Here is a 25639-nt window from a genome sequence, read left to right as displayed (position 1 = left end):
TCGATGGAACGACGCCAAACCTACGTCTCGCGCACGGTGCCGGCAAGAGGCCGCCACCGTGCGTTCACCGTGAAGAACGGGCGGCCGGAAATATGGTTACTAGATGTAATAATGTGGTAATGTAACGAAGCATGGAACCCACCGTCCTCGACCGCCTGCTCGAGATCAGCGCGCTGTTCCAGCGCGACATGCAGGCCGCCTTCGCCGGCACGTCGCTGACCGAGACCCGTGTGCACGCGCTCTGGGTGCTGCAGCAGGCGGGGCCGGTGACCCAGCAGGCGCTGGCCCAGGCGCTGGGCACGACGCCGCGCAGCGTGTCGGCGCTGGTCGACGGGCTCGAGGGGAGCGGATACGTCGTGCGCACTCCGCACCCCGACGACCGCCGTGCCGTGCTCGTGACGCTCACCGACGCGGCGCGCACCGTCATGACCCGCATGCAGGGCGACCACGACGAGCTCACCGCGTCGCTGCTCTCGGCCGTCGCGCCCGCCGACCGATCCGCGTTCGAACGCGGCGTCGCGGCCGTGCTGGACCGGCTGCGCGAGCTCGTCGCCACCGAGTCGGTCGCCTACGCGGACGTCGAGTCGGCCCCGGGTCCGGACGGTGCGCCGTGACCGCGCCGCGCGGGCCCCGGCATCCCGCCCTCGACGCCGGTGCCGGCGACCGGCCGTCGCGCGGCCGGCGGGCGGCGCAGCTCGCGACGCGCGCCGTGCTGATGGAGCTGCGCGTCTACGAGAGCCTGTGGCGCGTGGTCGCCCGGCGGCCGAAGATCGCGCCAGGGGCGACCGGGTTCCGGTACCACGGGCCCGTGCTGACGATCCTCATCGTGTTCATCGCGCTGTCGGCGCTCGAGATCCCGATCGTGGATCTGATCGTCCACCGGTGGCCGCCGGTGCGCATCGGATTCCTGATCCTCGGGATCTGGGGCGTGACGTGGATGCTGGGGCTGTTGTGCGCGTATTTCACGAGGCCGCACACCGTGGGGCCGGACGGCATCCGGGTGCGCGAGGGGATGGAGATCGACCTGCACGTGCCGTGGGACGACTTCGCCTCGATCGAGATCGTGCCGACGCGGGTCGAGAACGAGCCGGGCAAGCCCAAGATCGGCCGCGTGTTCGATGAGGACGGCGAGCGGATCTGCGCGATCAGGATCGGCGGCGAGACGAACCTCGAGGTGCGGTTCGAGGGCCCGCTGACCGTGCGCGTGCCGGGCCTGGCGCCCAAGGGCGGCGAGCACCGCGTGGACGCGCTGCGGTTCTGGGCCGACGACCCGAAGGCCGTGCTGGCCGCGGTGCGCGAGCACCTGCCGACCGAGTGACGCGCCCGCGGGTCACTCGCGGGAGGTGAACCGCCAGTAGTAGCCGTCCGGGTCGGTCAGGCGGAAGTCGGTGAGGCCCCACGAGCGCTCGACGAGGTCTTCGAGCAGCGGGATGCCGGCTGCCACGACACGATCGCGCTCGGCGCGCACGTCGTCGACCTCGACGACGATCTCGGTGCCGATCGGCAGCATCCGCAGGGCCGGATCGACGGCCTCGCGCTCGGCGAGCCCGAGCCGCACCTGTCCGTACTGCAGGGACGCATAGCGCATCGGCGGTCCCTCGTGTCGCCGCGTCACGGTGAAGCCGAGCGTCGTGTAGAACGCGACCGCCCGGTCGATCTCGGCGGGGAAGACCTCCACTCTCAGCGTCGCAGGCATGCGCCCCCTCTCAGACGTCCGGTACGACCAGGCGTGCGGCATCCCACTCCCGCGTCCAGCCCAGGGTGTCGAACAGGCCCGACAGCAGCACGGCGGTGAACCCCCAGATCAGCCGGCCGTCCACCTCGAACGCGGGCATGCGCGGCATGAGCTGTCCGCGCACCCGCTCGACGCTGCGGCGGTTCTCGGGGTCGAGCAGCGCACCGATCGACGCGTAGAACACCTCGGCGGTCTCGACCGCGTCGGCAGCGTGCACGGGTGAGGGATGCCGCCACCAGGCCGGCACGGGCGTCACGAGGTTGTTGCTCACGGCCAGCGGCAGCTCGGGCAGCGGGGCGAACAGGTCGACGCCGCTCGGATCCAGCCCGGTCTCTTCGACCGCCTCGCGCAGCGCGGTCGCGGTGAGGTCGGCGTCGCCCGGCTCGATGCCGCCGCCGGGGAATCCGATCTGGCCGGGATGGTGCCGCAGGTTCGGAGCGCGGCGCAGCAGCAGCACGCCGGCGTCGGCCGGGGCGACCACGGCGTCCGCGGGCGATCCGTCCTCGGGGCCGAACAGCATGAGCACGGCCGAGCGGCGGCCGTCGCGCAGCGGCACGGCGGCCCGGCCGAGTCGGCGCCAGTCCACAACCGGCCCGGCCAACCGGGCCAGGGCGGCCCTGGCATCCTCACCCGGCACGCGGGCGGCCGCCACCCCGGGCCCGACAGGACTGCTCACGTGCACGTACGTTACCCCAGGCCGCGGACGCCCAGGGCGTCGAGCACCTGCCGGTACGCGGCGGCGTCGAACGCGACGATCCGGACGTCGGTGGCGTGTGTCGGCGTCGCCGAGATCGTGTCGACGGCGGCGGCGATCGCGTCGTCGCGCGGCCAGCCGTAGACGCCTGCGCTGATCAGCGGGAACGCGATGCTGCGCGCGGCGAGCTCGTCGGCGACCTCGAGCGAGCGCCGGTAGCACGACACCAGCAGCGACCGGTTGCGCTGGCCGGCGGCGTGGTTCGGGCCGACGGTGTGCACCACCCACTGCGCGGGCAGGTCGCCCGCGGTCGTCCAGCCGGCATCTCCGGTGGCGAGCCCGTACGGGAAGCGCGCGATGCAGTCCTGCAGGATCGCGGGCCCTCCTGCGCGGTGGATCGCGCCGTCGACGCCGCCGCCCCCGCGCATGCGCGAGTTGGCGGCGTTCACGACGACATCGACCCGCTGCGCGGTGATGTCGCCGTGCACGGCGGTGATCCGGGGCGCCTCGGCCATGCCCCTCAGTCTGCTCCGGCGTCGGCCGAACCTCCAGAGGTCGGCGCGCACGTGCGCCCTCGCGGTCGGGGAATACCCCTAGGGGGTATCTCGTTGGGAGAGACTGGGATACCCGTCCGAGGTATCGAAGAAGGGGCGCAGACGACATGACGGACGACCACCACCACGGTTCGGCCGATCTCGGCGAGGTGGATCGCGCTACGCACGCCGCGCACGCCGCGCACGGCGGGCACGGCGGGCACGCCGGGCACGCCGGGCACGCCGGGCACGCGGATCACGCCGGGCACGGCGACCACGTCGGCCAGTTCCGGCGACTGTTCTGGATCAACCTGGTCATCGCCGTGCCGGTGGTCGCGCTTTCGCCGATGTTCGCGATGATCCTGGGCTACGGCATCCCGTCCTGGGCCACCTGGATCGCACCGGTGCTCGGCACCGTGATGTACGTGTGGGGAGGGCGGCCGTTCCTGGGCGGAGCGGTCTCAGAGCTGCGCGCCCGCCGCCCCGGCATGATGCTGCTGATCGGCCTGGCGATCACGGTCGCGTTCGTCGCATCGTGGGGTGCGACCCTCGGCCTGCTGCACCACGAGCTCGAGTTCTGGTGGGAGCTCGCGCTGCTGATCGTCATCATGCTGCTCGGGCACTGGATCGAGATGCGGTCACTGGCGCAGACCACCTCGGCGCTGGACTCGCTGGCAGCACTCCTGCCGGATCAGGCCGAGCGCGTCGAGGGCGACACGACCGTGACGGTCGCGCCGTCCGACTTGCGGGTCGGCGACGTGGTCCTCGTCCGTCCCGGCGGCAGCATCCCGGCCGACGGCCGCATCGTCGACGGGCGCGCCGATCTCGACGAGTCGATGATCACCGGCGAATCGCGCCCGGTCGCCCGCGGCACCGGCGACGCCGTCACGGCCGGCACGGTCGCCACCGACTCGGCACTGCGGGTCGAGGTCACCGCGGCCGGCGACGACACCGCACTCGCCGGCATCCAGCGCCTGGTCGCCGAGGCGCAGGCGTCGTCGTCGCACGCGCAGCTGCTGGCCGACCGCGCCGCGGCGCTGCTGTTCTGGTTCGCGCTGGGCGCGGCGGTCCTCACCGCGATCGTCTGGACCCTGGTCGGCAACCCCGACGACGCGGTCGTCCGCACGATCACCGTGCTCGTGATCGCGTGCCCGCACGCGCTGGGTCTGGCGATCCCGCTCGTGGTCTCGATCGCGACCGAGCGCGCGGCGCGCGGCGGCGTGCTGGTGAAGGACCGCCGGGCTCTGGAGAGCATGCGCACAGTGGATGCCGTTCTCTTCGACAAGACCGGAACCCTCACGCGCGGCGAGCCCACGGTGACGGCCGTCATGCCGGTCGAGGGCATCGGCGCCGACGAGGTGCTGGCCCTGGCCGCCGCGGCCGAGGCCGACAGCGAGCATCCGCTGGCCAAGGCCATCGTGCGCGCGGCCGAGCAGAAGCAGCTCGCGCGAGCCGCGGCATCCGGATTCTCGTCCTCGCCCGCCGTGGGCGTCACCGCGACCGTCGACGGACACGAGGTGCGCGTCGGCGGCCCGCACCTGCTCGACGAGATCGGGGCGACCGAGATCGCCGAGGCCGCGCAGTGGCGGGGCGAGGGCGCGATCATCCTGCACGTCGCCCGCGACGGCGTCGTGATCGGCGGGCTGCGCCTGGCCGACGAGGTGCGGCCCGAGTCGCGCGAGGCCGTCGACGCGCTGCGCGCGATCGGTGTCGAGGTGGTCATGATCACCGGCGACGCCGAGGCCGTCGCGCGCTCGGTCGCCGGCGAACTGGGTATCGAGCGGGTGTTCGCCGGCGTGCGGCCCCAAGACAAGGCGTCGATGGTGGCCCGGCTGCAGGGCGAGGGCAAGAAGGTCGCGATGGTCGGCGACGGCGTCAACGACGCCCCGGCGCTCGCGCAGGCCGACGTCGGCATCGCGATCGGCGCCGGCACCGACGTGGCGATCGCGTCGGCTGGGGTGATCCTGGCGGGATCCGACCCGCGGTCGGTGATGTCGGTGATCCAGCTGTCGCGGGCCGCGTACCGAAAGATGACGCAGAACCTGTGGTGGGCGGCCGGGTACAACCTGATCTCGGTGCCGCTCGCGGCCGGCGTCCTGGCGCCGATCGGGTTCGTGCTGCCGATGGCGGTCGGGGCGATCCTGATGTCGCTGTCGACCGTGGTCGTCGCCCTGAACGCACAGCTGCTGCGGCGCCTGGACCTGCGGCCCGAGGCGAGCGTGCGGTCGGTGCTCGGCAGGTGAGGGATGCCGCGCTGCGCTCTCTGCGCGTGAGCGCCGCTCACAGAGTTCGGAGGATCGCGCGGATCTCGGACGATTTCGGCTGGATCATCCTGAGTTCGTGCGATTCTCCGAAGCCTGTGGACCGCGCCGGGCCGGCTGGGTGCCGCGCGGCGGTAGCGTCGATGGCAGGAGGCGGCAGCTATGACCGATGAGTCATCAGCAGAGCGCGACCTGGTGACGCTGTTCACGAAGGCGTTGCGAGCGCTCGGCAAGGCGGGCAGAACCGAAGAGGCGATGACCCTGGGCGGGCAGGCGTGGTGGACGCTGAAAGACGCCGACCCGCGGGCGGCCGAGCGCGTGAACGGCACGATGCACTACCTCGCCCGGCTGATGGCCGGCGAAGACGAGGCCTAGCGCGCGAACCGGCGCAGGCGAACCGGGTGCGCCGTCCGGCCCGCGGTGAGAGGCTGGATGCATGACCCTGATCGACGACGCAGCCACCGCTGCAGCATCCACTCGAACGGCACTCGATCCCGCAACCGTCGCGGGATGGAACGCCGCGTTCCTCGACGACCCGACCGCGGTCCGGGCGATGAACGCCGTCACCCGCACCGCGCTCGACGACGTGGCGGTCAACCGCACCCGGCTGGTCGACACGCGGCGCAGCATGTCGCACCGCATCGACGACTGGGAGGCGACGAACCAGAAGAAGTCCGGCCGCTGCTGGCTTTTCGCGGCGCTGAACCTGCTGCGGGGCGACGCCCGGCGCGTGATGAAGGTGAAGAACTTCGAGTTCAGCCAGAACCACGCGATGTACTGGGACAAGATCGAGCGGGCGAACTACTTCCTCGACGACATGATCGAGCTCGCCGACACCGACCCGGGCGATCGGCTGATGGCGTTCCTGCTCGAGCAGCTGATGGGCGACGGCGGCCAGTGGAACATGGAGGTCTCGGTCTTCGCCAAGCACGGCGCCGTGCCGAAGGAGCTCATGCCCGAGACGGAATCCTCCTCGAACACGGGCCGCATGAACGCATCACTGCGCACGCAGCTGCGACGCGGTGCGCGGACGCTGCGGGCCGCGGCCGCCGCCGGCGCCGGCGCCGACGAGCTGCAGTCCCTGAAGCAGTCGATCCTGGCCGACACGCACCGCATCCTCACGATCCACCTGGGCGTGCCGCCGACCGGGTTCGAGTGGCAGTGGAACGACGACGACAACGAGTTCCACCGCGCCGGCACGTTCACGCCGCAGACATTCCTCGCGGAGTATACGTCGATCGACCTGCACGACTACGTCTGCCTGGTCGACGACCCGCGGCCCGAGCACGCGAAGGGGTCGACCCTCACTGTGGCGCACCTGGGCAACGTCGTGGACGGCGATGACGTCGTGTATCTGAACGTCGACATCGACCTGATGAAGCGTGTGGCCGCGCAGACGATCGCCGACGGCGAGCCGGTCTGGTTCGGCTGCGACGTCGCGCCGCAGATGCTGCGCACCGACGGCGTGTGGGCCGCCGACCTGTTCGACTACGCGGGTGTGTACGGCGTCGACCTGTCCACGACCAAGGAGGAGCGCGTGCGCTTCGGCGAGTCGGCGATGACCCACGCGATGCTGTTCACCGGCGTCGACCTCGACGAGGATGGCACCGCCCGGCGCTGGCGCGTCGAGAACAGCTGGGGCACCGAGAACGGCGACAAGGGCTTCTACACGATGGATGACTCGTGGTTCGACGAGTACATGTTCGAGGTCGTCGTGCGCAAGGACCGCCTGCCGGCCGAGCTGCAGGCGGCGCTCGCGGCCGAGCCGCTCGTGCTGCCCGCCTGGGACCCGATGGGCGCCCTGGCCTGACCCGCCCTCGCGGCCGGGGCGGCGGTGCGCGCTGGTGTGTCACCGCGAGGGTACATCTGGTCGGCGAAGGTGCGGGTATCCCCCTACCCCTCGCCGCTCAGTTGTACCCTCGCGGTCTTTGGGGGCCGGGCGGCGACTCTCCGGGCGGGCGATTCGTGGAGAGACGGCGGCCGGGATAATGAGCGGGTGGAGTTCCGCCCGCTGACCGACGCCGATCTGACAGCCGCACCGGACTGGTTCGGCGAGATCGAGCTGCGGCCCGACGGCTGGCATGACACGACCACACGTTCCGCTGTGGCCGTGGAGGCCGGTCGCATCGTGGCCGCCGGCATCATCTGGACCTCCCGCGCGCACGACGACCGGTTCTGGATCGACATCGTCGTCGACCCCGCACACCGCCGTCGTGGTGTGGGCACCGCGATGCACGCCCACCTGTCGCGCCTGCGGACCCTCGACATCCCGTTCATGACCCGCAGCTTCGCCGACGAGCCGCGCCTCGCGTTCGCGTACGCCCTGGGTGCACATGCGATCCAAGTCGTGCCGCCCATGCATGTCTTGGTGGAACGCCGATCCGTGCTGCGGCCGGACCCCCGCGTCGTCGCAGCCGGCGGCATCCCGTTCAGCGACGTGCTGCATGCCCACAGCGACGTGTATGCGTGGATCCACCGATCGTGGAGCCCGGTGGCTGCAGGATTCGAGGATGCCGTGAACCAGGGCCTGGACGAAGACCTCGATCGTGACGCATCCGCGGTGGCGCTCGACGACGATGGCCGCGTCGCTGCGATCGCAGCGGTGTACCGCGACAGCGACCCGCCGGTGCTGTGCGCCGAGACCACGCGGCCCGATGGGCCCGAGGGCGAGCGCCTGGTCGAGGGGTGCGTGCGGTTCGCACTCGACGCGCTGGCCGCCCGCGGCGTGCAGCGGGTCGACTTCGACGGGCATGTGTCCGATCGGCACTTTCTGCCGAACTGGGCCAAGCTCGCGCCGACCGGTCGCTGGTTCCTGCTGGTGGAAGTACCCGCGGCGGGGGCCTGACGCCGCTGCGGCCCGAGTGATACACCTGAATCGACGCCCCCGGCACGCGACCGAAGGGGGCCATCATGCCCGCATGGACGACGGATGAACTCGAACGCATCGGCTCGGCCGAAGAGCTGGGCGTCTCATCGAAGCGACCGGACGGCGCCGACCGCCCGTTCGTGACGATCTGGGTCGTGCGCGTCGGCGACGAGCTCTGCATCCGCTCGGCGTACGGATCCGACAACCCGTGGTTCCGCCGTGCTGCGGCCTCGGGCGCCGGTCGCATCCGGGCGGGCGGCGTCGAGCGCGACGTGACGTTCGCGCCCGTCTCGGCCGACGACACGTCGGCGCAGCAGGCGGTGGATGCCGCGTACCACGCGAAGTACGACAGCCACGGTCCGGCCATCGTCGGCACGGTGGTCGGCGCGCACGCCTATCCCACGACCCTGCGACTCGGCCCGGCCTGACCCGCAGCAGGTCCTAGTCGTCGAGCAGCGCGGCGGCGTACATGGGGCGGGCGGCGTCGGCGCTCGGCGGGTGGAACAGCCCGGCCTGCGCGTCGCGGAACAGCCGGCTCAGCTCGCTGCCGTTGCCGAAACCGCTGCCGCCCGCGCACACCAGCGCCACTTCGGCGGCGCGTCGGGCGGCCGTCGACGCGTTGATCCGCGCCGACACCAGGCGCAGCGGCCAGCCCGCGCCGTAGTCGGCCAGCTCGTCGAAGTCGCGGCAGTACGCGTCCAGCTGCGCCGGCACGGCCATGTAGTCCATGAGCGCATCGGCCAGCCGCGCCCGCGCCTCGGGCACCTCGGCGAAGCTCGTGCCCGCCTTCGCGGACTTCCGCCGCTTCAGGCCTGCACCCCCGAGCTCCAGCGCCCGCCACGCCACCCCGGCGTACACCGACCCGATCAGCAGCTGGAAGTTGCTCGTGATCGCGAACGTCAGCAGGTCCGGCACCCGGCCCGGCGGTATCCGACGCGCGACCCGGTCGGGGCGCAGCCGCACGTCCTTCAGGATCGTCGCGCGGCTCTGCGAAGCGCGCATGCCGAGCACGTCCCAGTCGTCCGAGACCGTGATGCCCCCGGCATCCCGATCGATGAAGCCGTAGACCAGCTCGGGCTCCCCAGTCGCATCCAGCCCGTGCACGATCAGCCGCGTCCACACCGGCGACAGCGACGTGAAGATCTTCACGCCGGTCAGCAGGTATCCGCCGTCGGCCTGCGGCACGGCTACCGTGTTCGACCCCTGCAGCACCCAGTCGTTCGACGGCTCGCTGATGCCGAACGCGAAGATCTCGCCGGCAGCCGCCTCGTCGAACACGTACGCCAGCGACGAGTCGCCGCGGTCGACCATGGCCTTGACCACGCCCGTGCACATCAGGTGCATGTTGACCGCGAGTGCCGTGGCCCCAGCCGCGGTCGCCAGCCGCTGCTGCAGCCGCGACACCTCGCTCAGCGACAGTCCCGCGCCGCCGAGGGACTCGGGCACGAACAGCAGCAGGTATCCGCGCTCGCGCAGCTCGGCGAGGTCGTCGTCGAAGAAGCCGTTCTCGCGGTCGTACGCGTCGGCCCGTGCGCGGAACCGTTCCAGCAGGTCGTCGGGCAGGTACCGTTCGGCCAGCTGAGCGTGCCGGGCTTCTCGATCGGTCATGGGGTCTCCTCGAGGTCGCGGGGGTGACGGATGACGAGGGCGCCGTTGTGCCCTCCGAAGCCGAACGAGGTCGACAGCACGGTGCGCACCGGCTGCTCCCGCGGCGCGTCGACGATATTCCAGTCTGGGAATGCAGGGTCGTCGAGGTTGACGGTCGGGGGAAGGATGCCGCGGCCCAGCGTCTGGACGGCGATGACCGCTTCGACCACGCCCGACGCGCCGAGCAGGTGGCCGGTCGACGACTTCGTCGCGCTGAGCGGGATGCCGCGGGCCCGGTCGCCGAGCGCTGCGTCGAGGGCGTGCAGCTCGGCGGCGTCCCCTGCCTGCGTCCCGGTGCCGTGCGCGTTGACGTGGTCGATGTCGGCCGGGGCGACGGCGGCATCGGCCAGGGCGGCGCGCACGGCGCGCGCGCCGCCGCGCCCCTCGGGGTCGGGCGCGGTGGGGTGGTGCGCGTCGCTGGACGCGCCGAACCCGGCGATCTCGGCCAGGATCTGCGCGTTCCGCGCCCGGGCGGACGCATCGGACTCCACGAGGATCGCCGCCGCCCCCTGCGACATCACGAACCCGCGCCGAGCGCGGTCGAACGGCCGCGAGGCGGTGGTCGGGGCATCCTCGTACCCGGTCGCGAGCGCCCGCAGATTGGCGTTCGACGAGAGGTTGACCGCGTTCAGGCAGTCCTCCATGCCGACCACGAGCACCGCGTCGGCGTAGCCGTGGCGGATGCGTCGCAGTGCCTCGCCGAGTCCGATCGCGCCGCTCGCGCAGGTCGCCGACAGGCCCTGCGCGGGGCCGGTGATGCCGTAGCGCTGCGAGAGCAGGGCGGCCGCGGCATCCGGAGCCCCGTACACCGAGAGAGTCAGCGGCACCGCGCGCGGACCACGGGCGTCGAGCGCACGCGTGGCGCTCTGCATCGCGTCGATCGGCCCGGAGCCGGTCGCCGCGATCACGCCGACGCGGTCGGGCTCCCACGGCAGCGGGTCGGCGCCCGCCTGCGCGAGCGCCTGCGCCGCGGCGGCGATCGCCCAGTGCTGCACGGGGCTCAGGCGCCGCGCGAGCGCCGGCTCGAGCCAGGTGGATGCCTCGAACCCCCGCACCTGCCCGCCGATGCGCACCGGCAGCCCGGCGTACTCGTCGCCCTGTAGCACATCGATCGCGCTGCGGCCCGACGCGACCGCGTCCCACAGGGACCCGACGTCGGGCCCGCTGGGCGTGATCGCGCCCATCCCGGTGATCACGGCGCGGGTCATGACCGGCGCCTCTTCTCGTCGCTCCAGGCGAGGGGATCCGACGAGACGAGGACCGAAACCCGCGAGGTGGTCCTCGTTCGGTGAGATCTCCTCGCTTCGCGCGAGGAAAGCGGCGCGGATGCGGTGGTCACAGCCGCACAGCCTCTCCTCGCGTCACGAGCTCGGCCGTCCCGCCCCGGCGGATCTTGCCGCCCACCGTGCGCGGCAGCGCGGGCACGACGAACCAGCGACGCGGGACGAACTGCGGCGCCAGCCGCTCGTGCGCCCACTCCTGCAGCTCGGCCTTCGCCGGCACGGGCCCGTCGGCCTGCTCGATCACGAGGGCGATGACCGTCCCGAGCCGCGGCGAGGGCAGGGCGACCGCGCACACGGCGCCGAGCTGCGGCATCCCCTCGAAGGCGCGGTCGACGTCCTGCAGCGAGATCTTGTGCCCGCCCGAGACGGCGATGTCGCCGGCGCGGCCGGCAAGCGCAAGCCGGCCCGAGACGATCCGGCCCTGGTCGTGCACGGTGGCCCAGCCGTCGGGCCCGCGCAGCACCTCGTGGGTGGTGGCGGCGACGTACCCGTCCGAGCAGGCCTCGGCCTGCACCCACAGCGTGCCGAGCTCGCCCTCGGGCACCTCGGCGCCGGCCTCGTCGCGGATGGCGACCTCGACGCCGTCGTAGATCGAGATCAGCGTGCCGTCGCCGCCCCGGCTGTCGCCGATGAACCCGATCTCGGCCGCACCGTAATAGCTGATCAGCCGGACTTCCGGCAGCACGCGGGCGAGGGTCTCGCGCAGCGCCGACGACAGGTTCGCGCCGCCGGTCACGACCAGCTCGAGCTCGGTGAACGCCTGCGGGTGCCGCCGCGCGGCATCGGCGAGCGACTGCACGACCGCGGGCACGGCGACCACGCGGGTGATCTGCTCGTCGCGCACGCGCGCGGCCACCCCGACGGGGTCGAACGCATCGGCCAGGTGCACGCTGCCGCCCGAGGCGAGGCACTCGATCACGGCATAGAGCGTGAGGCTGTACGACACGGGACCGGGAGCCAGCGTCGCCACGCCCTCGTCCGGTTCGAGGTGCGCGCTCGAGATCGCGTAGTTCGCCCGGTACTGCCCGCGCGTCTTCAGAAACGCCTTCGGGTTGCTGGTCGTGCCCGACGAGAACAGCAGCAGGAACGCCTCCCGGCTGTCGCGCACCTGCGGCGCGGACCGCGCCGTCGCATATGCCTCGCGACGCATGAACTCGGCGAGCGTCAGGACGGTCCCGGTCCAGCCTGCGTCGATCAGCGCGGTCTGCAGTTCGGCGGAGTCGCTGATCACGACCCCGATGCCGCAGGTCCGGATGACGCGCACCCGGTGCGCGAGCGGCCAGCGCGGGTCGATCGTGGCCGACACGGCTTTGTAGCCGGCCAGTCCCGCCACGATGCGTGCGGTGTGGAACGCCGAGGTGAGGCTCACGGCCGTGATCGGGATGCCGCCGGTCTCGGCGGCAGGTCGGGGCGGCATCGTCTGCCCGCGGTGCACGGCGTCGACGGTCGCGAACATGCGGCACGAGTCGTCGACGAGCTGCGCGTACGTCAAGCGACCGTCTGATCCGACGATCGCCGGCCGGTCGGGATGCCGGGCCGCGACGTCCAGGATCATCCCCGTGATCGGCACATGACCTCCCTGTGGACCGTCCGTGCCAGTCTAGTTGCGCCCGTCGCCGGTCCGGTCGTCTGTGCCGCTACGTGCGCGGCGGGACGGCCGAGTCGCGCAGCAGCAGCGTCGCGGGGTAGTCGCGGAACACCGGCTCGAGCGCGCCGGCCACGAGCATTCCGACCGCGTCGCGGGTCATCTCCTCGACCGGCTGCGACACCGACGTCAGCGCGGGCCACGTGTAAGCCGCTTCGCTCGTGCCGTCGAAGCCGATGATCGACATCTCGCCGGGGACGTCGACGCCGCGCGAGCGCAGTCCCGCCATCGCTGCGGTCGCGACCTGGTCGGATCCTGCGAACACGGCGGTCACGTCGCCGCGGTGGTCGGCCAGCTGCTGCCCGGCGAGGTACCCGCCCTCGAGGCTCCACTCGCTGTGGAAGACCGGACCGCCCGGGACCCCGGCATCCAGCAGCGCCTGCCGCCACCCCGCCTCGCGCGGATCCAGCGGCGACGAGCTGCCGATGAACGCGATGCGCCGATGCCCGAGCGAGAGCAGATGCTCGACGGCAAGACGCGCACCCGCGACGTAGTCCGTGCTCAGAGTCGGGTGGCCCGGCTGGGCGCGGAACTGGTTGATGTAGACCAGGGGCGTGCCGCCCCGCTCGATCACGCGCAGCTCGTGCGACGTGAGCGGGTCGGCGCTGACGATGCCCTCGAGCGGCTGCGCGGTCAGCCCTGCGATCTCCTCACCGCCGGTGCGCCGTTCATGGGCGCTCAGGATCAGCACCGTCAGCCCCTCGGCCTGGGCGGCCCGATCGAGCATCGAGACCATACCGGCGAAGAACGAGTTGCGCTGGTCGGGCACGATGAACCCGATCAGCGACGACCGGCCGCGGCTGAGCGCGCGGGCGGCGGCGTTGGGGCGATAGCCGAGCGCGTCGACGGCCGCGCGCACACGCGCACGTGCAGCGTCCGACACCGGTCGGTCGGACCCCGTGAGCACATAGCTCACGACGGCGGGGCTCACGCCCGCCAGGCGCGCCACGTCGGCGCGCGTGACGGCCTTTCGCCCTGGATTCATGATCCCCTCCGCGGTGAGTGGGTGTGCGCGGGTCAGCGACGGGGAGCGGGACCGAAGTCGGGTACGTCCAGTCGCTCTCCTGCGCGCCTCACCGATTCGTGGGCGATGATACCCGGTACCGTGAAGCGTGCTGCCGTCCACGCGTTGACCGGGGGCATCGTGTCGTTCGCGACGGCGGTGGCGAAGTCGTCGACCAGGTAGTGGTGGCTGCCCTCGTGACCGGTCGGCAGTGTCGCGAGCCGGGGCGGGATGCGGCTGCGGTCGTGCACCGGCGCATAGCCCGACACGAACGCCGCGCGCAGCTCGGGCGCGATGCCGGCCAGCCGCGGGTCGTCGATGCTCATGCTCTCGTGCGTCGCGACCAGCGACGACACGTCCTCGGCGCCTGTGCGCGTGTACCAATACGCTGCCGTCGCGACCTCTTCGAAGCTGCCCTCGGTGCCGAAGTAGCGGAACCGCGACTCGCGGATGAACGTGGGGTACCCCACCCGGCGGAACTCGTTCGTGCGGAACGAGCCGCCCGCCGCGACCTCGAACAGCGCGGTGGCGTTCGACACGTCGTTGTCGAACATGCTCACCGCGCGGTCGAAGACGCCGTCGCCACGCGAGTCCGGGATCCCGATGCCCACCGCCTTGGTCACATGCGTGTCCCACACCGATAGCACGCCGCCGATCGCGTGCGTCGGATACAGCAGCGGCGGGTAGCTCGCCGTCGTCTTCCAGTCCGCACCGCCGCTGTACTTGTACGCGTCGTAGAAGCCGAGGTCCATGTCGTGCACGTAGTCGCCCTCGGCGTAGAAGAGCCGACCGAACTCGCCCGAGGCGACCTTCTGCCGGCCGAACACGGCGGCGGGGTTGTAGAAACTGGTCTCGCCCATCATGTAGACGAGCCCGGTCTGCTGAACGGCCTCGATGATCGCGCCGATCTCGTCGACGCCGATGCCCATCGGGACGGTGGAGTACACGTGCTTGCCGGCACGCAGCGCACGCACGGCGAGCTCGGCGTGGGTCCAGCGCTGGGTGAAGATCGCGATCGCGTCGATCGCGGGATCTGCGATCATGTCATCGAACGACGCCTTCGTGCCGCTCAGCCCGTGCGCGGCCACGAGAGCGTCGGCGCGGCCGGCGATGACGTCGGTCGCCCACACCGCGCGGATGAGGGGATGAGCGCAGAACAAGGGCGCGAAGTTCTGGGCGAACTGCCCCGCGCCGACGATCCCCAGGGTGAATGACATGACGAACCTTCCGGAGCCGCGACATCTTCGCGCAGACCCCTCCCGACAGCATCCTCTCCCGGTTGACGCGCGTCAAGCAGAAAGCGCTCCCATCGTCGATCACACCGCTCTCCGCCCTGGAAAACCCCCGCGAACACCCCTTGCCAATGCTGCATGACACGCGTAGAGTCCATGCACACCGTGTGATACCCGACGTCTTCCCTTCGATCACAAGGAAGTGATGAGCATGACTTCACGCAGGGCGCGTATGGCCGTGGCCGCAGCGGCAGGCACGGCCGCGCTGGGCCTCGCGCTGGCCGGCTGCGCCGGCGGCGGCGGCAACGGGAACGACGGCGGCACCGCGAAGCTCGAGATGCAGACCGGGCTGGGTGCGGCCGACCCGACCCTGGCGGTGCTCAAGGACATCACGAAGACCTGCACGCCGGCGGGCGCCACGATCGACCTCGTGCCGATGACCAACACGTACGAGGCCGACATGAAGACCCGCATGGCCTCGGGCGACCTGCCCGACATCTGGTCGACGCACGGCTGGTCGCTGCTGCGCTACAGCCCGTTCCTCGAACCGCTGAACACCCAGCCGTGGGCGAAGAACTTCAACAAGGCGCTGGCGCCGGCGATGGAGAACAAGGACGGTCAGTTCTTCGCACTGCCGATCAACACCGACGTGTCGGGCATCCTGTACAACAAAGACACGCTGAGCAAGGCCGGCGTCGACCCGACCACGCTGACGACGTGGGATGCCTTCACCGCGGCGCTCGCGAAGCTCAAGGCCGCGAAGATCACGCCGCTCTCGTCGTCGTCGAAGGACTCGTGGATGGCGGGCAACGTGGCCGACTTCATGTCGTCGGGTGCGTTCAGCGACGCCGACCTGGAGCAGTTCACGAAGGGTACGTTCGTCGAGTCCGGCTACACGACGATGCTCACCGAGGTGCAGAAGTGGGCGAAGGCGGGTGACTTCAACCCCGACTTCTCGTCGATCACGATGGACGAGATCGGCCGGGGCCTGGGCAGCGGCAAGGTCGGGTTCGTGTTCGTGCAGAACTCGCTCGCCAACACCGCGCTGCAGCAGAACCCCGACGCCAAGCTCGGGTTCATGCCCATCCCGGCATTCACCGGCTCGCCGTACTTCGTCGGCGGCGAGGGCACGGCGTACGGCACGTGGAACAAGGGCAAGCACAAGAAGCAGGCGCTCGAGTACCTCGCCTGCCTGGCCAAGCCCGACAACATCGCCAAGCTGGCGAAGGCGCTGGGCAGCATCCCGGGGCTGACGGATGCCACGACCGACATGGGTCCGCTGCAGGACAGCTATGAGACCTACGTCAAGCCGGGCACGTATCCGCTGCACCCGTACTTCGACCGCGTGTACCTGCCCAACGGCATGTGGGACACGATGGTGACCACGACGGGGGCGGTCATCAGCGGGCAGTCGCAGCCGGCTGCGGCGACCGCGCAGATGAAGCAGCAGTTCGCGTCGCTGTTCACCAAGTGAGGGACTGGGGAAAGGGGCGGCGGAGCGTCTGGGGGGACGCTCCTCCGCTGCGAAGGCGGGTGCGATGACCGTCGCCGCGGATCGTCGCACCCGCCGTCGCACCCCCGGTCGGTCGCCGGGGCGGGCGGCCCGCCGGGGCACGGGGGCGCCGTTCCTGCGCCGCCGGGTGAACCTGCTGTACCTGCCGGCCGTGGCGCTGTTCGCGGTGTTCACGCTGTACCCGCTGGTCAGCGGCGTGCTCATCTCGTTCACCAAGTGGGACGGCTACAGCCCGGAGCGCACGTTCGTCGGGCTCGCCAACTACGTGCACCTGTTCACCGATCCGCTCGTGGGCACGGCGCTGGTCAACACGTTCGTCTACGGCTTCGGGTCGACGATCCTGCAGCAGCTGATCGGGCTCGCCCTGGCGCTGGCGCTCGACCGGGCCGTGCGCAGGCGCCGCACCGGCGGGCGCAACCTCGCACGCGCGATCGTGTATCTGCCGGTGCTGGTCTCGCCGGTGGTCATGGGCACGATGTACTACCTGCTGTTCTCGTACTCGTACGGCGGGCTCAACGACATCGTCACCGGGCTCGGGGGCGAGCGCGTGGCATGGCTGAGCAACGCACCGTCGGCCATCACGATCATCGTGATCGTCAACTCGCTGCAGTTCGTGGGCATCTCGATGGTGATCTACCTCGCCGGGCTCCAGTCGATCCAGGTCTCGTACTATGAGGCCGCGCGCATCGACGGGGCCGGCGGCTGGCAGCAGTTCACCGGCATCACGGTGCCGCTGCTGCAGCCGGCGTTCGCCACGAGCATCGTGCTGAACCTCATCGGCGGTCTGAAGCTGTTCGACGTCATCCGGGTGATGACCGGTGGGGGACCGGGGTACTCGACCGACTCGATGTCGACGCTGATCTCGAAGTTCTATTTCGACAACCAGAACGCCGGCTACGCCTCGGCGGTCGGCGTCGCGCTGTTCGTGATCATCGCCGTGTTCACGCTCGCGTTGAACACGTACTTCAACCGTCGCCGGCTGGAGATCGCATGATGCGTGTGCTCGGGCGGTTCGGGCTGGCCCTGGGGCTGATCGCGGCCTGCGTCGTGCAGCTGATCCCGTTCTACGTCACGCTCACGACGGCACTGAAGCCCCGCACCGATCTGTCGTCGCAGTGGCTCTTTCCCACCGGGGGCGTGTACTGGCAGAACTTCCAGACGGCGATCGAGGACGGCGACATCCTTCGCGCCATCGGCAACAGCGCGATCGTGACCCTCGCCTCGACGATCCTGATCTGCCTGCTCGGCGCGCTCGCCGCCTATCCGCTGGCCCGGCGGGAGACGACCGGCAACCGGATCGTGCTGGCCGGGATCATCGGGCTGATCATGATCCCGCCGCTGAGCATCCTGGTGCCTGTGTACACGCTGATGGTGCAGCTGGAGTGGATCAACACGTACTGGGGCGCGACGGCGCTGATGGTCGCGGCGCAGCTGCCGCTGAGCATCTTCCTCTACGCGAGCTTCATACGCAGCCTGCCGCTGTCGATCGAAGAGGCCGCGACCGTCGACGGTGCCGGGATGCTGCAGATCCTGTTCCGGGTCGTGTTCCCGATGCTCAAGCCCGTCACCGCGACGGTCATCATCCTCACCAGCGTGTCGGTGTGGAACGAGTACGCGCTGAGCGTGTTCATCCTGCGCGATCCGTCGGTGCGCACGACGGCGCCCGCGATCGCGACGTTCTTCGCGAGCCAGGGCAGCGACCCGAACGCGGCCGCGGCCGCCGCCCTGCTCACGGTGATCCCGGTGCTCGTGGCATACCTGGTGCTGCAGCGCTACTTCATCAAGGGCATGGTCGCCGGATCCGAGAAGTAGCGCGGCCTCTCACTCGGACCAGGGGAACGCGCGCTCCTTGTCGAGCTCGCCATCCCGGCCGATCGAGGCGAGGGAGTCGCCGCCGCTGCGGATGCACAGCCAGCGCAGGTCCTCGGGGCTGTCGGGCGCGGCGCGCCAGGCGCGCATGACGTCCTGGCCGACCCGCACGACCGTGCCCGCCTGCACGTCGACCACGTCGTCGCCGACGGCCATCTGCCCGCGCCCGGCGAGGAAGAGGTAGACCTCTTCGAGCCGGCTGTGCGAGTGCCAGAAGGGCGCCTCGCCGCCCGGGGCGGCGGCGTTGGCCGACACGCCGATGAACTCGGTCGGGATCTCCTTGTCGACGAACTGCTTGCCGGGCCGGTCGCCGCCCGCCTGCAGCCACGTGTCGAGTCCGCCGAGTTCCATCACGTCATATCCGCTCATGCCGCCAGCCTATGCGCGCCGCCCGGGCCGCGGCATCCCACCCCTGAAAGCGGTGCCGCGCACCCCAATAGACTCGTCGGCATGGCCGTCACCACCCGTCGCATGCAGGACCTCACCATCGAGGATCACACCATCACCGTCCCGCTCGTCTGGGGCGACGACTCCGATCCGCGCACCATCGAGGTGTACGCCGCGGTGGTCGGCCGCCCCGGCGGCGATCAGCTGCCGTACCTCGTGTTCCTGCAGGGCGGACCGGGGCACGAGGCGCCGCGCCCGTTCCACGCGCCGACCGCCCCGTCGTGGCTGGATGCCGCGCTCGAGCACTATCGGGTCGTGCTCATCGATCAGCGCGGCACGGGGCGCTCGACGCCGCTCGGCGACGCGGACCTCGCGCGCGGCACCGACGAGCTCGTCGAGTACATCACGCATCTGCGCGCCGATGCCATCGTGCGCGACTGCGAGGCGATGCGCGAGCACCTGGGCGCGGCGTCCTGGAGTGTGCTCGGGCAGTCGTTCGGCGGGTTCACGACGCTGGCGTACCTGTCGACGGATGCCTCGTCCGTGCGCGAGGCGTTCTTCACGGGCGGTCTGTCGGCCGTGGGACGGCACCCCGACGACGTGTACGCGCTGACCTACGACAAGCTGCGCGAGGGGTCGGAGCGGTACTACCGTCGCTTTCCGCACCACCGCGACGCCGTGCGGCGGCTGGCCGACCTGGCCGGTGAGGGCGCGATCGTGCTGCCCGACGGGGAGGTCGTCTCGGTGTCGCGGCTGCGCTCGCTCGGCATGCTGCTGGGCTCGAACGACGGCTGGCAGACCCTGCACGGACTGCTCGAGACCGGGCCGCACACGAACGCGTTCCGCTACGACCTCGCCCATGCGCTGCCGTACTCGGCGCGCAACCCGCTGTACTACGTGTTCCACGAGTCGAGCTATGCCGACGGCCATGCGACCCGTTGGTCGGCCGACCGGGTGGAGCCGTCGGACTTCCGCGACGACGTGACGCTGCTGACCGGCGAGCACGTGCGCCGCGAGTGGCTCGACACGGTGCCTGCTCTCGCGCCCTGGAAGGACGTCACCCTCGCACTCGCCGAGCACGAGTGGCCGTCGATCTACGACGCCGAGGCGCTGCGCTCGTCGGATGCGCGCGGGGCGGCCGCCGTCTATCTCAACGACCTGTACGTGCCGGTCGAGTTCTCGCTCGAGACGGCCGCGCTGCTGCCGGGCGTGACCCCGTGGGTGACCAGCGAGCACGAGCACTCCGGCCTGCGCGAGGGCGACGTGCTGCCGCACCTGTTCGACCTCGCGCACGGCCGCCGCGTGCGCTGAGCCCGGGCCCGGGCCCGGCTACCGGGCGCGCAGCGCGGCGCCCATCTGCTCGACGGCCGTGCGCAGCAGCGGGCGGGGCATCGCGAGGTTGAACCGCACGCCGCCGGCGCCGACGGCGCCGCACAGGGCACCGTCCGTCGCGGCCACCCCGGCCTGCTCGAGGAAGAACTCCGCGGGGTGGTCGCCCAGGTCGAGCTCCCGGCAGTCCAGCCAGGCGAGGTAGGTGCCCTCCGGCGGCAGGTACGCGACGCCGGGCAGGTGCTCGGCGACGAGCTCGGCCATGAGTCGTCGGTTGCCGTCGAGGTAGGCGACGACATCGGCGAGCCAGTCACGCCCGTCGGCATAGGCGGCGGCGTTCGCGACGAGCCCCGGCACGCTCGCCCCGTGCTCGACGAACATCGCGCGCCTGTTGTGCTCCCACGCCTCGGCATCGGCCTCGTTGCTCAGGATCAGCTGCGCGCACTTGAGCCCGGGCAGGTTCCAGGCCTTCGATGCAGAGGTCGCCGTGACGGTGTGGGATGCCGCGGCCTGCGACAGCGAGGCATACGGCACGTGCTGCGCCCCGGGGTAGACCAGCGGCGAGTGGATCTCGTCCGAGAACACGCGTCCGCCGTGGCGCTCGACCACCTCGGCCAGCGCGGTCATCTCGCCGCGCGTGTACACCTTGCCGATCGGGTTGTGCGGGTTGCACAGGATCAGCAGCCCGCCGCCGGCGGCGAACGCGCGGTCGATGCCGTCCAGGTCGAGGTGCCAGCCGGCCCCCTCCTGCAGCACCGGGTCCTGCAGCATCGGCACCTCGATGATCTCGCGGTCGTGCATCGCCGGCAGCGTCAGGAACGGCATGTACGCCGGCGTGGGCAGCACGATCGCATCGCCCGGCGCGGTGAACACGTCGATCATCGCCGACAGTCCCGACAGCACGTCGCCGAGCGGCCGGACGCGCTCGACCGGCACCTCCCAGCCGTACGCGTCGCGCTGCCAGTCGGCGCACGCCTGCCGCATGCCCTCGGCCAGCGGCGGCGGCGGATAGCCGAACAGGGCGCTGTCGACCGAGGCGCGCAGCGCGGACTGCACCGCCGGGGCCGTGCCGAAGTCCATCTCGGCGACCCACGCGCCGACCGCGTCGGGGAACGCGGTCCACTTCAGGCCGCCGATCGCGCGCAGGTCGGCCGCGCTGATCTCGTCGAACGGGTGGGCGAGGGTCACATCAGCCGGCAAGGTCTTCTCTTTCGTCGCGGATCGGTGTGGTGGTCGGTGTCGGCGTCTGGGCAGGAGCCGGAGCAGGAGCGGCGGCGTGCGCGAACACCGAGCCGGGGTTGAGGATGTGCTGCGGGTCGAGGGCGTCCTTGATACGGCAGTTCAGTTCGTAGACGTCGTCGCCGAGGTAGTCGACCAGCCACGGTCGTTTGATCCGTCCGACGCCGTGCTCTCCGGTGATGGTGCCGCCCAGCGAGATGGCCAGGTCCATGATCTCGCCGTAGGCGACGGTCGCGCGCTCCTGCTGGGCGGTGTCGGAGGGGTCGACCACGATCAGGGGATGGGTGTTTCCGTCCCCGGCATGGGCGATCACCGCGATGGGCACGTCGCGGGCGGCCGAGATCGCCTCGATGCCGAGCACGAGGTCGCCCAGGCGCGGGATGGGCACGCCGACGTCTTCGAGCAGGATGCGCCCCTTGCGCTCCACGGCGGGAATCGCGATCCGCCGGGCCTGCACGAACGCCTCGCTCTCTTCGGGGTCGCTGGTCGCGTAGCACTCCGAGGCGCCGTGCGCGGTGCAGATCTGCTCGATGGCGGCGATCTCGGCGGCCGCGGCGCCTTCGTGGTCGTCGGATTGGATGACGAGCATCGCGGCGGCCGTGGCATCCAACCCCATCCGGGTCGCGTCCTCGACGGCCTGGATCGTGGGCCGGTCCATGAACTCGAGCATCGACGGGCGCATCGTGCGGGTGATCGCCAGCACGGTGTCGGTCGCGTCCGACAGGCGCGGGAACGTCGCGACCAGCGTGGTCGGCGGCTTCTGGGCGGGCACGAGCCGCAGGATCACCTCGGTGATCACCCCGAGAGTGCCCTCGCTGCCGACGAACAGCTTCGTCAGCGACAGGCCCGCGACGTCCTTGATGCGCGGGCCGCCCAGGCGCACGGCGCGGCCGTCGGCGAGCACGACCGTCATGCCGAGCACGTAGTCCGTGGTCACCCCGTACTTCACGCAGCACAGGCCGCCGGCGTTCGTGGCGACGTTGCCGCCGATCGAGCAGAACTCGTACGACGACGGGTCGGGCGGGTACCAGAGGCCGTGCTCGGCGGCGGCGGCCTTGACCTCGGCGTTGAACGCGCCGGGCTGCGCGACCGCCATGCGGGTGTCGGGGTCGATGCGGATCTCGCGCATCCGGTCGAGCGAGAGCACGATGCCGCCGTGCACCGCCGAGCTGCCGCCCGACAGGCCCGAGCCCGCCCCGCGGGGCACGACCGGGGTGCCGGTGGCGGCCGCGAAGCGCACGGTGGCCTGCACGTCCTCGGTGCAGGTGGCCCGTACCACCGCCAGCGGCATGCCCGCGCCGGGGTCGTTCGCCCGGTCCCAGCGGTACGCGTCCATCGACGCCGGATCGGTGATCACCGCCCCCGCGGGCAGCGCCGCGATCAGCTCGTCGAGCCGCGTCTGACCGGTCATGTGCGTGGTCCTCCTTCGTGGGTGGATGCCGCGGTCCGCGGCAGTGCGGACGGCTGCGGCCTCCGTTGCTATGGCATCAGCAGCGTCTTGATCGCACGGCGCTCGTCCATCGCGCGGTAGCCCTCGGCGACCTCGGCCAGCGGCAGCGTCAGGTCGAACACGCGTCCGGGATCGATCTCGCGCGCCCAGATCCGGTCGATCAGGTCGGGCAGGTACCGGCGCACCGGCGCGGGCCCGCCGAACAGGTGCACCTCTGAGTAGAACAGCTCCTGCCCGTCCAGCTCGACGCCGTGCGAGACGCCGACGTAGCCGACGTGCCCGCCCGCACGGGTGGAGCGGATGGCCTGCTGCATCGACTCGTTCGTGCCCACCGCCTCGATCGTCGAGTGCGCCCCCAGGCCGCGGGTCAGCTCACGGATGCGCTCGACGCCCTCGTCGCCGCGCTCGGTGACGATGTCGGTGGCGCCGAACGCGAGCGCCAGCGCCTGCCGGTCGGCGTGCCGGCTCATCGCGATGATCCTCTCGGCCCCGAGCGTGCGGGCGGCCAGCACTCCGAGCAGACCGACCGCACCGTCGCCGACCACGACGACGGTCTTGCCGGGACCTGCGGCGGCGGCCTCGGCCGCGAACCAGCCCGTGCCCAGGACGTCGGAGGCCGCAAGCAGCGACCGGATGAGGTCGGGGGTCGGCTCGCCCGGTGTCGCGACGAGAGTGCCGTCGGCCATCGGCACCCGCAGCCGCTCGGCCTGCGAGCCGAACCGGCCCATCGGGATCGCGTTCACGCACCGCGAGGGGTAGCCGGCACGGCAGATCTCGCACGTGCCGTCGGACGCGAAGAACGAGCCAACCACGACGTCGCCGGGTGAGATCGTGCGCACCTCGGCGCCGACCTCTTCGACCACTCCGACGTACTCGTGGCCCATCGGCAGCGGTCTGCGGATTGGGTTCAGGCCGCGGTAGGTCCACAGGTCCGATCCGCACACGCAGGTGGCCAGCATCCGGATCACGGCGTCGCCGGGCTGCTCGATCCTCGGGTCTTCGCGCTCCTCGAACCGCACATCGCCGGGTGCGTGGATGACGGCTCCGTGCATGTCAGTCCTCCCTGCCGGCGGCTGCGGCATCCACCCGCGTCGTCCCCTCGTCGGTGATCACGAGCACGCCAGACGGCTCGCGCAGGGCATCGACCGTCGCCTCGGCGGCCCGTTCGATCTCGACTCTCGGGTCGGAGGGCAGTCGGTCGGGGTAGTACGTGCCGGGGCCGTAGAACTGCCCGTAGCGCAGCACCACGCCGCCGACCGCGAGCGTCGCGCGCTCGAGCTCGGCGATCGACTCGGCGCCGATCCCGGGCGGCATGGGCCAGGCCACGCTCTGCGTCAGCACGCGCTTGACCCCCGCGGCGCGAGCGGCGGCGAGCAGGTTGTGCGTGCCCTCGATGCGGATGCGCGCGTGTCGCTCGCGGAACGACTCGATGTCGCGGGCGTCGTCGGGCAGGTCCGTCAGCTCGTGGATCACGGCGCCCGGCTCGAACGCGACGACCGCGTCGGTCAGGGCCTGCGCGTCGAACACGTCGCACACGACCGGCTCGGCGCCGAGCTCGGCCAGCCACGCCGCCTTCTCTTCGAAACGGGTCAGGCCCGCCACGTCGTGACCGTCGATCTGCAGCAGCCGGATGAGTCGGTGGCCGATGACACCGGACGCTCCGGCCAGGAACACGCGCATGTCTCGATCGTAGGCCGGACCCCGCGGGCGGGCGAGGGGTCCCGCGCTCACTATCGTTGTCGGTATGAGCGCGCCCGACCCCCACTTCGACACCCTCGCCGTGCACGCGGGACGCGACGGACTGGACGACCTGGGCGTGCACGCCCTGCCGATCGACCTGTCATCCACCAATCCGCTGCCCGACATCGCCCGCGGCGGGGAGTCGTACGAGGCGCTGACCGGGGGGCGCCGGCCGCCCGAGGACGGCAGCAACGTGTACGGGCGCCTGTGGAACCCGACCGTCGCCCGCTTCGAGACCGCGCTGGCGGCTCTGGAGAAGGCAGAGGATGCCGTGGCCTTCGCCTCGGGGATGGCGGCCATGACCGCCACGGTGCTGGCCATGTGCGCCTCGACCGGACGTCGCCACGTCGTGGGCGTGCGTCCGCTGTACGGCGGCACCGACGGACTGCTCGCAGGCGCCCTGCTCGGTGTCGAGCACACGTTCTGCCGTGAGGAAGAGGTGGCCGCGGCCCTGCGGCCCGACACCGGCCTGGTCGTGATGGAGACGCCGTCGAATCCGACGCTCGAGCTCGCCGACATCGCCGCGGTCGTCGCGCAGGCGGGCGAGATCCCGGTCGTGGTCGACAACACGTTCGCCACGCCCGTGCTGCAGAATCCCCTCGTGCACGGCGCGCGGCTGTCGCTGCACAGCGCCACGAAGTACATCGGCGGCCACGGCGACGTGATCGCCGGAGCCGTGGCCTGCGACGCCGAGACCGCGGTCGCGCTGCGGCGCGTGCGCACCGCGACCGGCGGCATCCTGCACCCCCTCGCCGGGTACCTGCTGCACCGGGGCCTGACCACCCTGCCGGTGCGCATGCGCGCCCAGCAGGCGAACGCGCAGCGGGTGGCGGCCTTCCTCGCCGAGCACCCCGCGGTCTCGCACACCTACTATCCGGAACTGGATGCCGATGCCCGCGGCCTGCTGGGCACCGAGCTGTCGAACGCCCAGCTGCGCGGACCCGGCGCCATGGTCTCGGTCGCCCTGGCGGGCGGGTACGACGCCGCCGAGCGGTTCGCCGCGCGCCTGCGCGTGTTCACCCACGCGGTGTCGCTCGGAGGTGTGGACTCGCTCGTGCAGCACCCCGCCGCGATCAGCCACCGCCACGTCGCGCCCGAGGCGCGGCCGGGCGCCGACGTGGTGCGGCTGTCGATCGGCCTCGAGGACGCCGACGACCTGATCGCCGACCTCGACCACGCCCTGGGCTGAGCCGTCCGAACCTGAGCAGGACGC

Annotated in this window: 25 protein-coding genes; 12 read left to right on the top strand and 13 right to left on the bottom strand. The window is 71.5% G+C overall.

The annotated features are described in order from the left end of the window. Positions 1–131: 131 nt before the first annotated feature. On the top strand, positions 132–614 hold the full coding sequence (locus tag AC3RX0_RS10230; protein WP_491505878.1) for a MarR family winged helix-turn-helix transcriptional regulator: 483 nt from the start codon (positions 132–134) through the stop codon (positions 612–614). Then, positions 611–1318, top strand: coding sequence for a hypothetical protein (locus AC3RX0_RS10225; RefSeq protein WP_491505877.1), 708 nt, complete (start codon positions 611–613; stop codon positions 1316–1318). Before AC3RX0_RS10230 ends, AC3RX0_RS10225 begins: the two co-directional genes overlap by 4 nt. 12 nt (positions 1319–1330) lie before the next feature. On the opposite strand, the gene AC3RX0_RS10220 is transcribed toward AC3RX0_RS10225, so the two are convergent. Genes AC3RX0_RS10220 through AC3RX0_RS10210 form a run of 3 tightly spaced genes read right to left on the bottom strand, consistent with a single transcriptional unit; the run spans position 1331 to position 2944 of the window. Next, complete coding sequence (locus AC3RX0_RS10220; RefSeq protein WP_491505876.1) at positions 1331–1696, bottom strand: VOC family protein; 366 nt, start codon at positions 1694–1696, stop codon at positions 1331–1333. A 10-nt stretch (positions 1697–1706) separates the two neighbouring features. Beyond that, positions 1707–2411, bottom strand: a complete 705-nt coding sequence (locus AC3RX0_RS10215; RefSeq protein ID WP_491505875.1) for an NUDIX hydrolase — start codon at positions 2409–2411, stop codon at positions 1707–1709. An 11-nt stretch (positions 2412–2422) separates the two neighbouring features. Beyond that, complete coding sequence (locus AC3RX0_RS10210; protein ID WP_491505874.1) at positions 2423–2944, bottom strand: O-acetyl-ADP-ribose deacetylase; 522 nt, start codon at positions 2942–2944, stop codon at positions 2423–2425. 146 nt (positions 2945–3090) lie between these two features. On the opposite strand from AC3RX0_RS10210, the gene AC3RX0_RS10205 reads away from it, so the two are divergent. The 5 genes from AC3RX0_RS10205 (at position 3091) to AC3RX0_RS10185 (ending at position 8517) form a co-directional block, all read left to right on the top strand. Beyond that, complete coding sequence (locus tag AC3RX0_RS10205) at positions 3091–5205, top strand: heavy metal translocating P-type ATPase (protein WP_491505873.1); 2115 nt, start codon at positions 3091–3093, stop codon at positions 5203–5205. 180 nt (positions 5206–5385) lie between these two features. Continuing rightward, a complete protein-coding gene (locus AC3RX0_RS10200) occupies positions 5386–5598 on the top strand; it encodes a hypothetical protein (RefSeq protein WP_491505872.1) in 213 nt (70 codons plus the stop codon). 61 nt (positions 5599–5659) lie between these two features. Then, positions 5660–7033 (top strand): C1 family peptidase, encoded by a 1374-nt coding sequence (locus AC3RX0_RS10195; RefSeq protein WP_491505871.1) that lies wholly within the window; start codon positions 5660–5662, stop codon positions 7031–7033. Positions 7034–7219: 186 nt separating this feature from the next. After that, on the top strand, positions 7220–8068 hold the full coding sequence (locus AC3RX0_RS10190; RefSeq protein ID WP_491505870.1) for a GNAT family N-acetyltransferase: 849 nt from the start codon (positions 7220–7222) through the stop codon (positions 8066–8068). A gap of 65 nt (positions 8069–8133) precedes the next feature. Next, on the top strand, positions 8134–8517 hold the full coding sequence (locus AC3RX0_RS10185; protein WP_491505869.1) for a DUF2255 family protein: 384 nt from the start codon (positions 8134–8136) through the stop codon (positions 8515–8517). Positions 8518–8530: 13 nt separating this feature from the next. Here the strand turns inward: AC3RX0_RS10185 and AC3RX0_RS10180 are convergent, their stop codons facing one another. The 5 genes from AC3RX0_RS10180 to AC3RX0_RS10160 all read right to left on the bottom strand — a co-directional run bounded on the left by AC3RX0_RS10180 (position 8531) and on the right by AC3RX0_RS10160 (position 14884). Further along, on the bottom strand, positions 8531–9697 hold the full coding sequence (locus AC3RX0_RS10180; protein WP_491505868.1) for an acyl-CoA dehydrogenase family protein: 1167 nt from the start codon (positions 9695–9697) through the stop codon (positions 8531–8533). Next, on the bottom strand, positions 9694–10944 hold the full coding sequence (locus AC3RX0_RS10175) for a beta-ketoacyl-[acyl-carrier-protein] synthase family protein (protein WP_491505867.1): 1251 nt from the start codon (positions 10942–10944) through the stop codon (positions 9694–9696). Before AC3RX0_RS10175 ends, AC3RX0_RS10180 begins: the two co-directional genes overlap by 4 nt. 127 nt (positions 10945–11071) lie before the next feature. Continuing rightward, complete coding sequence (locus tag AC3RX0_RS10170; protein ID WP_498165954.1) at positions 11072–12589, bottom strand: class I adenylate-forming enzyme family protein; 1518 nt, start codon at positions 12587–12589, stop codon at positions 11072–11074. 67 nt (positions 12590–12656) lie between these two features. After that, positions 12657–13649: a LacI family DNA-binding transcriptional regulator gene (locus AC3RX0_RS10165; protein WP_491505865.1), complete on the bottom strand. Its 993-nt coding sequence runs from the start codon at positions 13647–13649 to the stop codon at positions 12657–12659. 32 nt (positions 13650–13681) lie between these two features. Next, positions 13682–14884, bottom strand: a complete 1203-nt coding sequence (locus AC3RX0_RS10160; protein WP_491505864.1) for a Gfo/Idh/MocA family protein — start codon at positions 14882–14884, stop codon at positions 13682–13684. Between the two features lie 226 nt (positions 14885–15110). Between AC3RX0_RS10160 and AC3RX0_RS10155 the strand changes: the two genes are divergently transcribed. The 3 genes from AC3RX0_RS10155 to AC3RX0_RS10145 all read left to right on the top strand — a co-directional run bounded on the left by AC3RX0_RS10155 (position 15111) and on the right by AC3RX0_RS10145 (position 18224). After that, positions 15111–16373, top strand: a complete 1263-nt coding sequence (locus AC3RX0_RS10155) for an ABC transporter substrate-binding protein (protein ID WP_491505863.1) — start codon at positions 15111–15113, stop codon at positions 16371–16373. Positions 16374–16437: 64 nt separating this feature from the next. Beyond that, complete coding sequence (locus tag AC3RX0_RS10150; RefSeq protein WP_491505862.1) at positions 16438–17406, top strand: carbohydrate ABC transporter permease; 969 nt, start codon at positions 16438–16440, stop codon at positions 17404–17406. Then, a complete protein-coding gene (locus AC3RX0_RS10145) occupies positions 17403–18224 on the top strand; it encodes a carbohydrate ABC transporter permease (RefSeq protein WP_491505861.1) in 822 nt (273 codons plus the stop codon). The genes AC3RX0_RS10150 and AC3RX0_RS10145 overlap by 4 nt, the downstream gene beginning before the upstream one ends. Positions 18225–18233: 9 nt before the next feature. Here AC3RX0_RS10145 and AC3RX0_RS10140 read toward each other — a convergent pair whose 3' ends face one another. Further along, positions 18234–18650, bottom strand: coding sequence for a cupin domain-containing protein (locus AC3RX0_RS10140; protein ID WP_491505860.1), 417 nt, complete (start codon positions 18648–18650; stop codon positions 18234–18236). Positions 18651–18731: 81 nt separating this feature from the next. Here AC3RX0_RS10140 and AC3RX0_RS10135 point away from each other — a divergent pair, with 81 nt between their 5' ends. Further along, positions 18732–19979, top strand: a complete 1248-nt coding sequence (locus tag AC3RX0_RS10135; protein WP_491505859.1) for an alpha/beta fold hydrolase — start codon at positions 18732–18734, stop codon at positions 19977–19979. 18 nt (positions 19980–19997) lie between these two features. On the opposite strand, the gene AC3RX0_RS10130 is transcribed toward AC3RX0_RS10135, so the two are convergent. The 4 genes from AC3RX0_RS10130 to AC3RX0_RS10115 form a co-directional block, all read right to left on the bottom strand. Continuing rightward, positions 19998–21197 carry a MalY/PatB family protein gene (locus tag AC3RX0_RS10130; protein WP_491505858.1) on the bottom strand — a complete coding sequence of 400 codons (1200 nt, stop codon included), beginning with the start codon at positions 21195–21197 and terminating at the stop codon, positions 19998–20000. Further along, entirely contained in the window at positions 21187–22647 is a 1461-nt protein-coding gene (locus AC3RX0_RS10125; protein ID WP_491505857.1) for an FAD-binding oxidoreductase, read from the bottom strand. Before AC3RX0_RS10125 ends, AC3RX0_RS10130 begins: the two co-directional genes overlap by 11 nt. A gap of 68 nt (positions 22648–22715) precedes the next feature. Beyond that, positions 22716–23738, bottom strand: a complete 1023-nt coding sequence (locus AC3RX0_RS10120) for a zinc-dependent alcohol dehydrogenase family protein (protein WP_491505856.1) — start codon at positions 23736–23738, stop codon at positions 22716–22718. 1 nt (position 23739) lies between these two features. Continuing rightward, complete coding sequence (locus AC3RX0_RS10115) at positions 23740–24366, bottom strand: NAD-dependent epimerase/dehydratase family protein (RefSeq protein WP_491505855.1); 627 nt, start codon at positions 24364–24366, stop codon at positions 23740–23742. A 64-nt stretch (positions 24367–24430) separates the two neighbouring features. On the opposite strand from AC3RX0_RS10115, the gene AC3RX0_RS10110 reads away from it, so the two are divergent. Then, positions 24431–25615, top strand: a complete 1185-nt coding sequence (locus tag AC3RX0_RS10110; RefSeq protein WP_491505854.1) for a trans-sulfuration enzyme family protein — start codon at positions 24431–24433, stop codon at positions 25613–25615. Positions 25616–25639 lie beyond the last annotated feature (24 nt).

This window comes from Microbacterium sp. W1-4-2 (genome assembly GCF_058349885.2).
This window is presented reverse-complemented; position numbering and strand designations above follow the sequence as displayed.

Bases quoted from the DNA above. Each gene is read 5' to 3' on its own strand.
- AC3RX0_RS10230 (WP_491505878.1), top strand. From the start codon at position 132: ATGGAACCCACCGTCCTCGACCGCCTGCTCGAGATCAGCGCGCTGTTC.
- AC3RX0_RS10220 (WP_491505876.1), bottom strand. From the start codon at position 1,696: ATGCCTGCGACGCTGAGAGTGGAGGTCTTCCCCGCCGAGATCGACCGG.
- AC3RX0_RS10210 (WP_491505874.1), bottom strand. From the start codon at position 2,944: ATGGCCGAGGCGCCCCGGATCACCGCCGTGCACGGCGACATCACCGCG.
- AC3RX0_RS10205 (WP_491505873.1), top strand. From the start codon at position 3,091: ATGACGGACGACCACCACCACGGTTCGGCCGATCTCGGCGAGGTGGAT.
- AC3RX0_RS10200 (WP_491505872.1), top strand. From the start codon at position 5,386: ATGACCGATGAGTCATCAGCAGAGCGCGACCTGGTGACGCTGTTCACG.
- AC3RX0_RS10195 (WP_491505871.1), top strand. From the start codon at position 5,660: ATGACCCTGATCGACGACGCAGCCACCGCTGCAGCATCCACTCGAACG.
- AC3RX0_RS10185 (WP_491505869.1), top strand. From the start codon at position 8,134: ATGCCCGCATGGACGACGGATGAACTCGAACGCATCGGCTCGGCCGAA.
- AC3RX0_RS10180 (WP_491505868.1), bottom strand. From the start codon at position 9,697: ATGACCGATCGAGAAGCCCGGCACGCTCAGCTGGCCGAACGGTACCTG.
- AC3RX0_RS10175 (WP_491505867.1), bottom strand. From the start codon at position 10,944: ATGACCCGCGCCGTGATCACCGGGATGGGCGCGATCACGCCCAGCGGG.
- AC3RX0_RS10165 (WP_491505865.1), bottom strand. From the start codon at position 13,649: ATGAATCCAGGGCGAAAGGCCGTCACGCGCGCCGACGTGGCGCGCCTG.
- AC3RX0_RS10160 (WP_491505864.1), bottom strand. From the start codon at position 14,884: ATGTCATTCACCCTGGGGATCGTCGGCGCGGGGCAGTTCGCCCAGAAC.
- AC3RX0_RS10155 (WP_491505863.1), top strand. From the start codon at position 15,111: ATGACTTCACGCAGGGCGCGTATGGCCGTGGCCGCAGCGGCAGGCACG.
- AC3RX0_RS10150 (WP_491505862.1), top strand. From the start codon at position 16,438: ATGACCGTCGCCGCGGATCGTCGCACCCGCCGTCGCACCCCCGGTCGG.
- AC3RX0_RS10145 (WP_491505861.1), top strand. From the start codon at position 17,403: ATGATGCGTGTGCTCGGGCGGTTCGGGCTGGCCCTGGGGCTGATCGCG.
- AC3RX0_RS10140 (WP_491505860.1), bottom strand. From the start codon at position 18,650: ATGAGCGGATATGACGTGATGGAACTCGGCGGACTCGACACGTGGCTG.
- AC3RX0_RS10135 (WP_491505859.1), top strand. From the start codon at position 18,732: ATGGCCGTCACCACCCGTCGCATGCAGGACCTCACCATCGAGGATCAC.
- AC3RX0_RS10125 (WP_491505857.1), bottom strand. From the start codon at position 22,647: ATGACCGGTCAGACGCGGCTCGACGAGCTGATCGCGGCGCTGCCCGCG.
- AC3RX0_RS10120 (WP_491505856.1), bottom strand. From the start codon at position 23,738: ATGCACGGAGCCGTCATCCACGCACCCGGCGATGTGCGGTTCGAGGAG.
- AC3RX0_RS10115 (WP_491505855.1), bottom strand. From the start codon at position 24,366: ATGCGCGTGTTCCTGGCCGGAGCGTCCGGTGTCATCGGCCACCGACTC.
- AC3RX0_RS10110 (WP_491505854.1), top strand. From the start codon at position 24,431: ATGAGCGCGCCCGACCCCCACTTCGACACCCTCGCCGTGCACGCGGGA.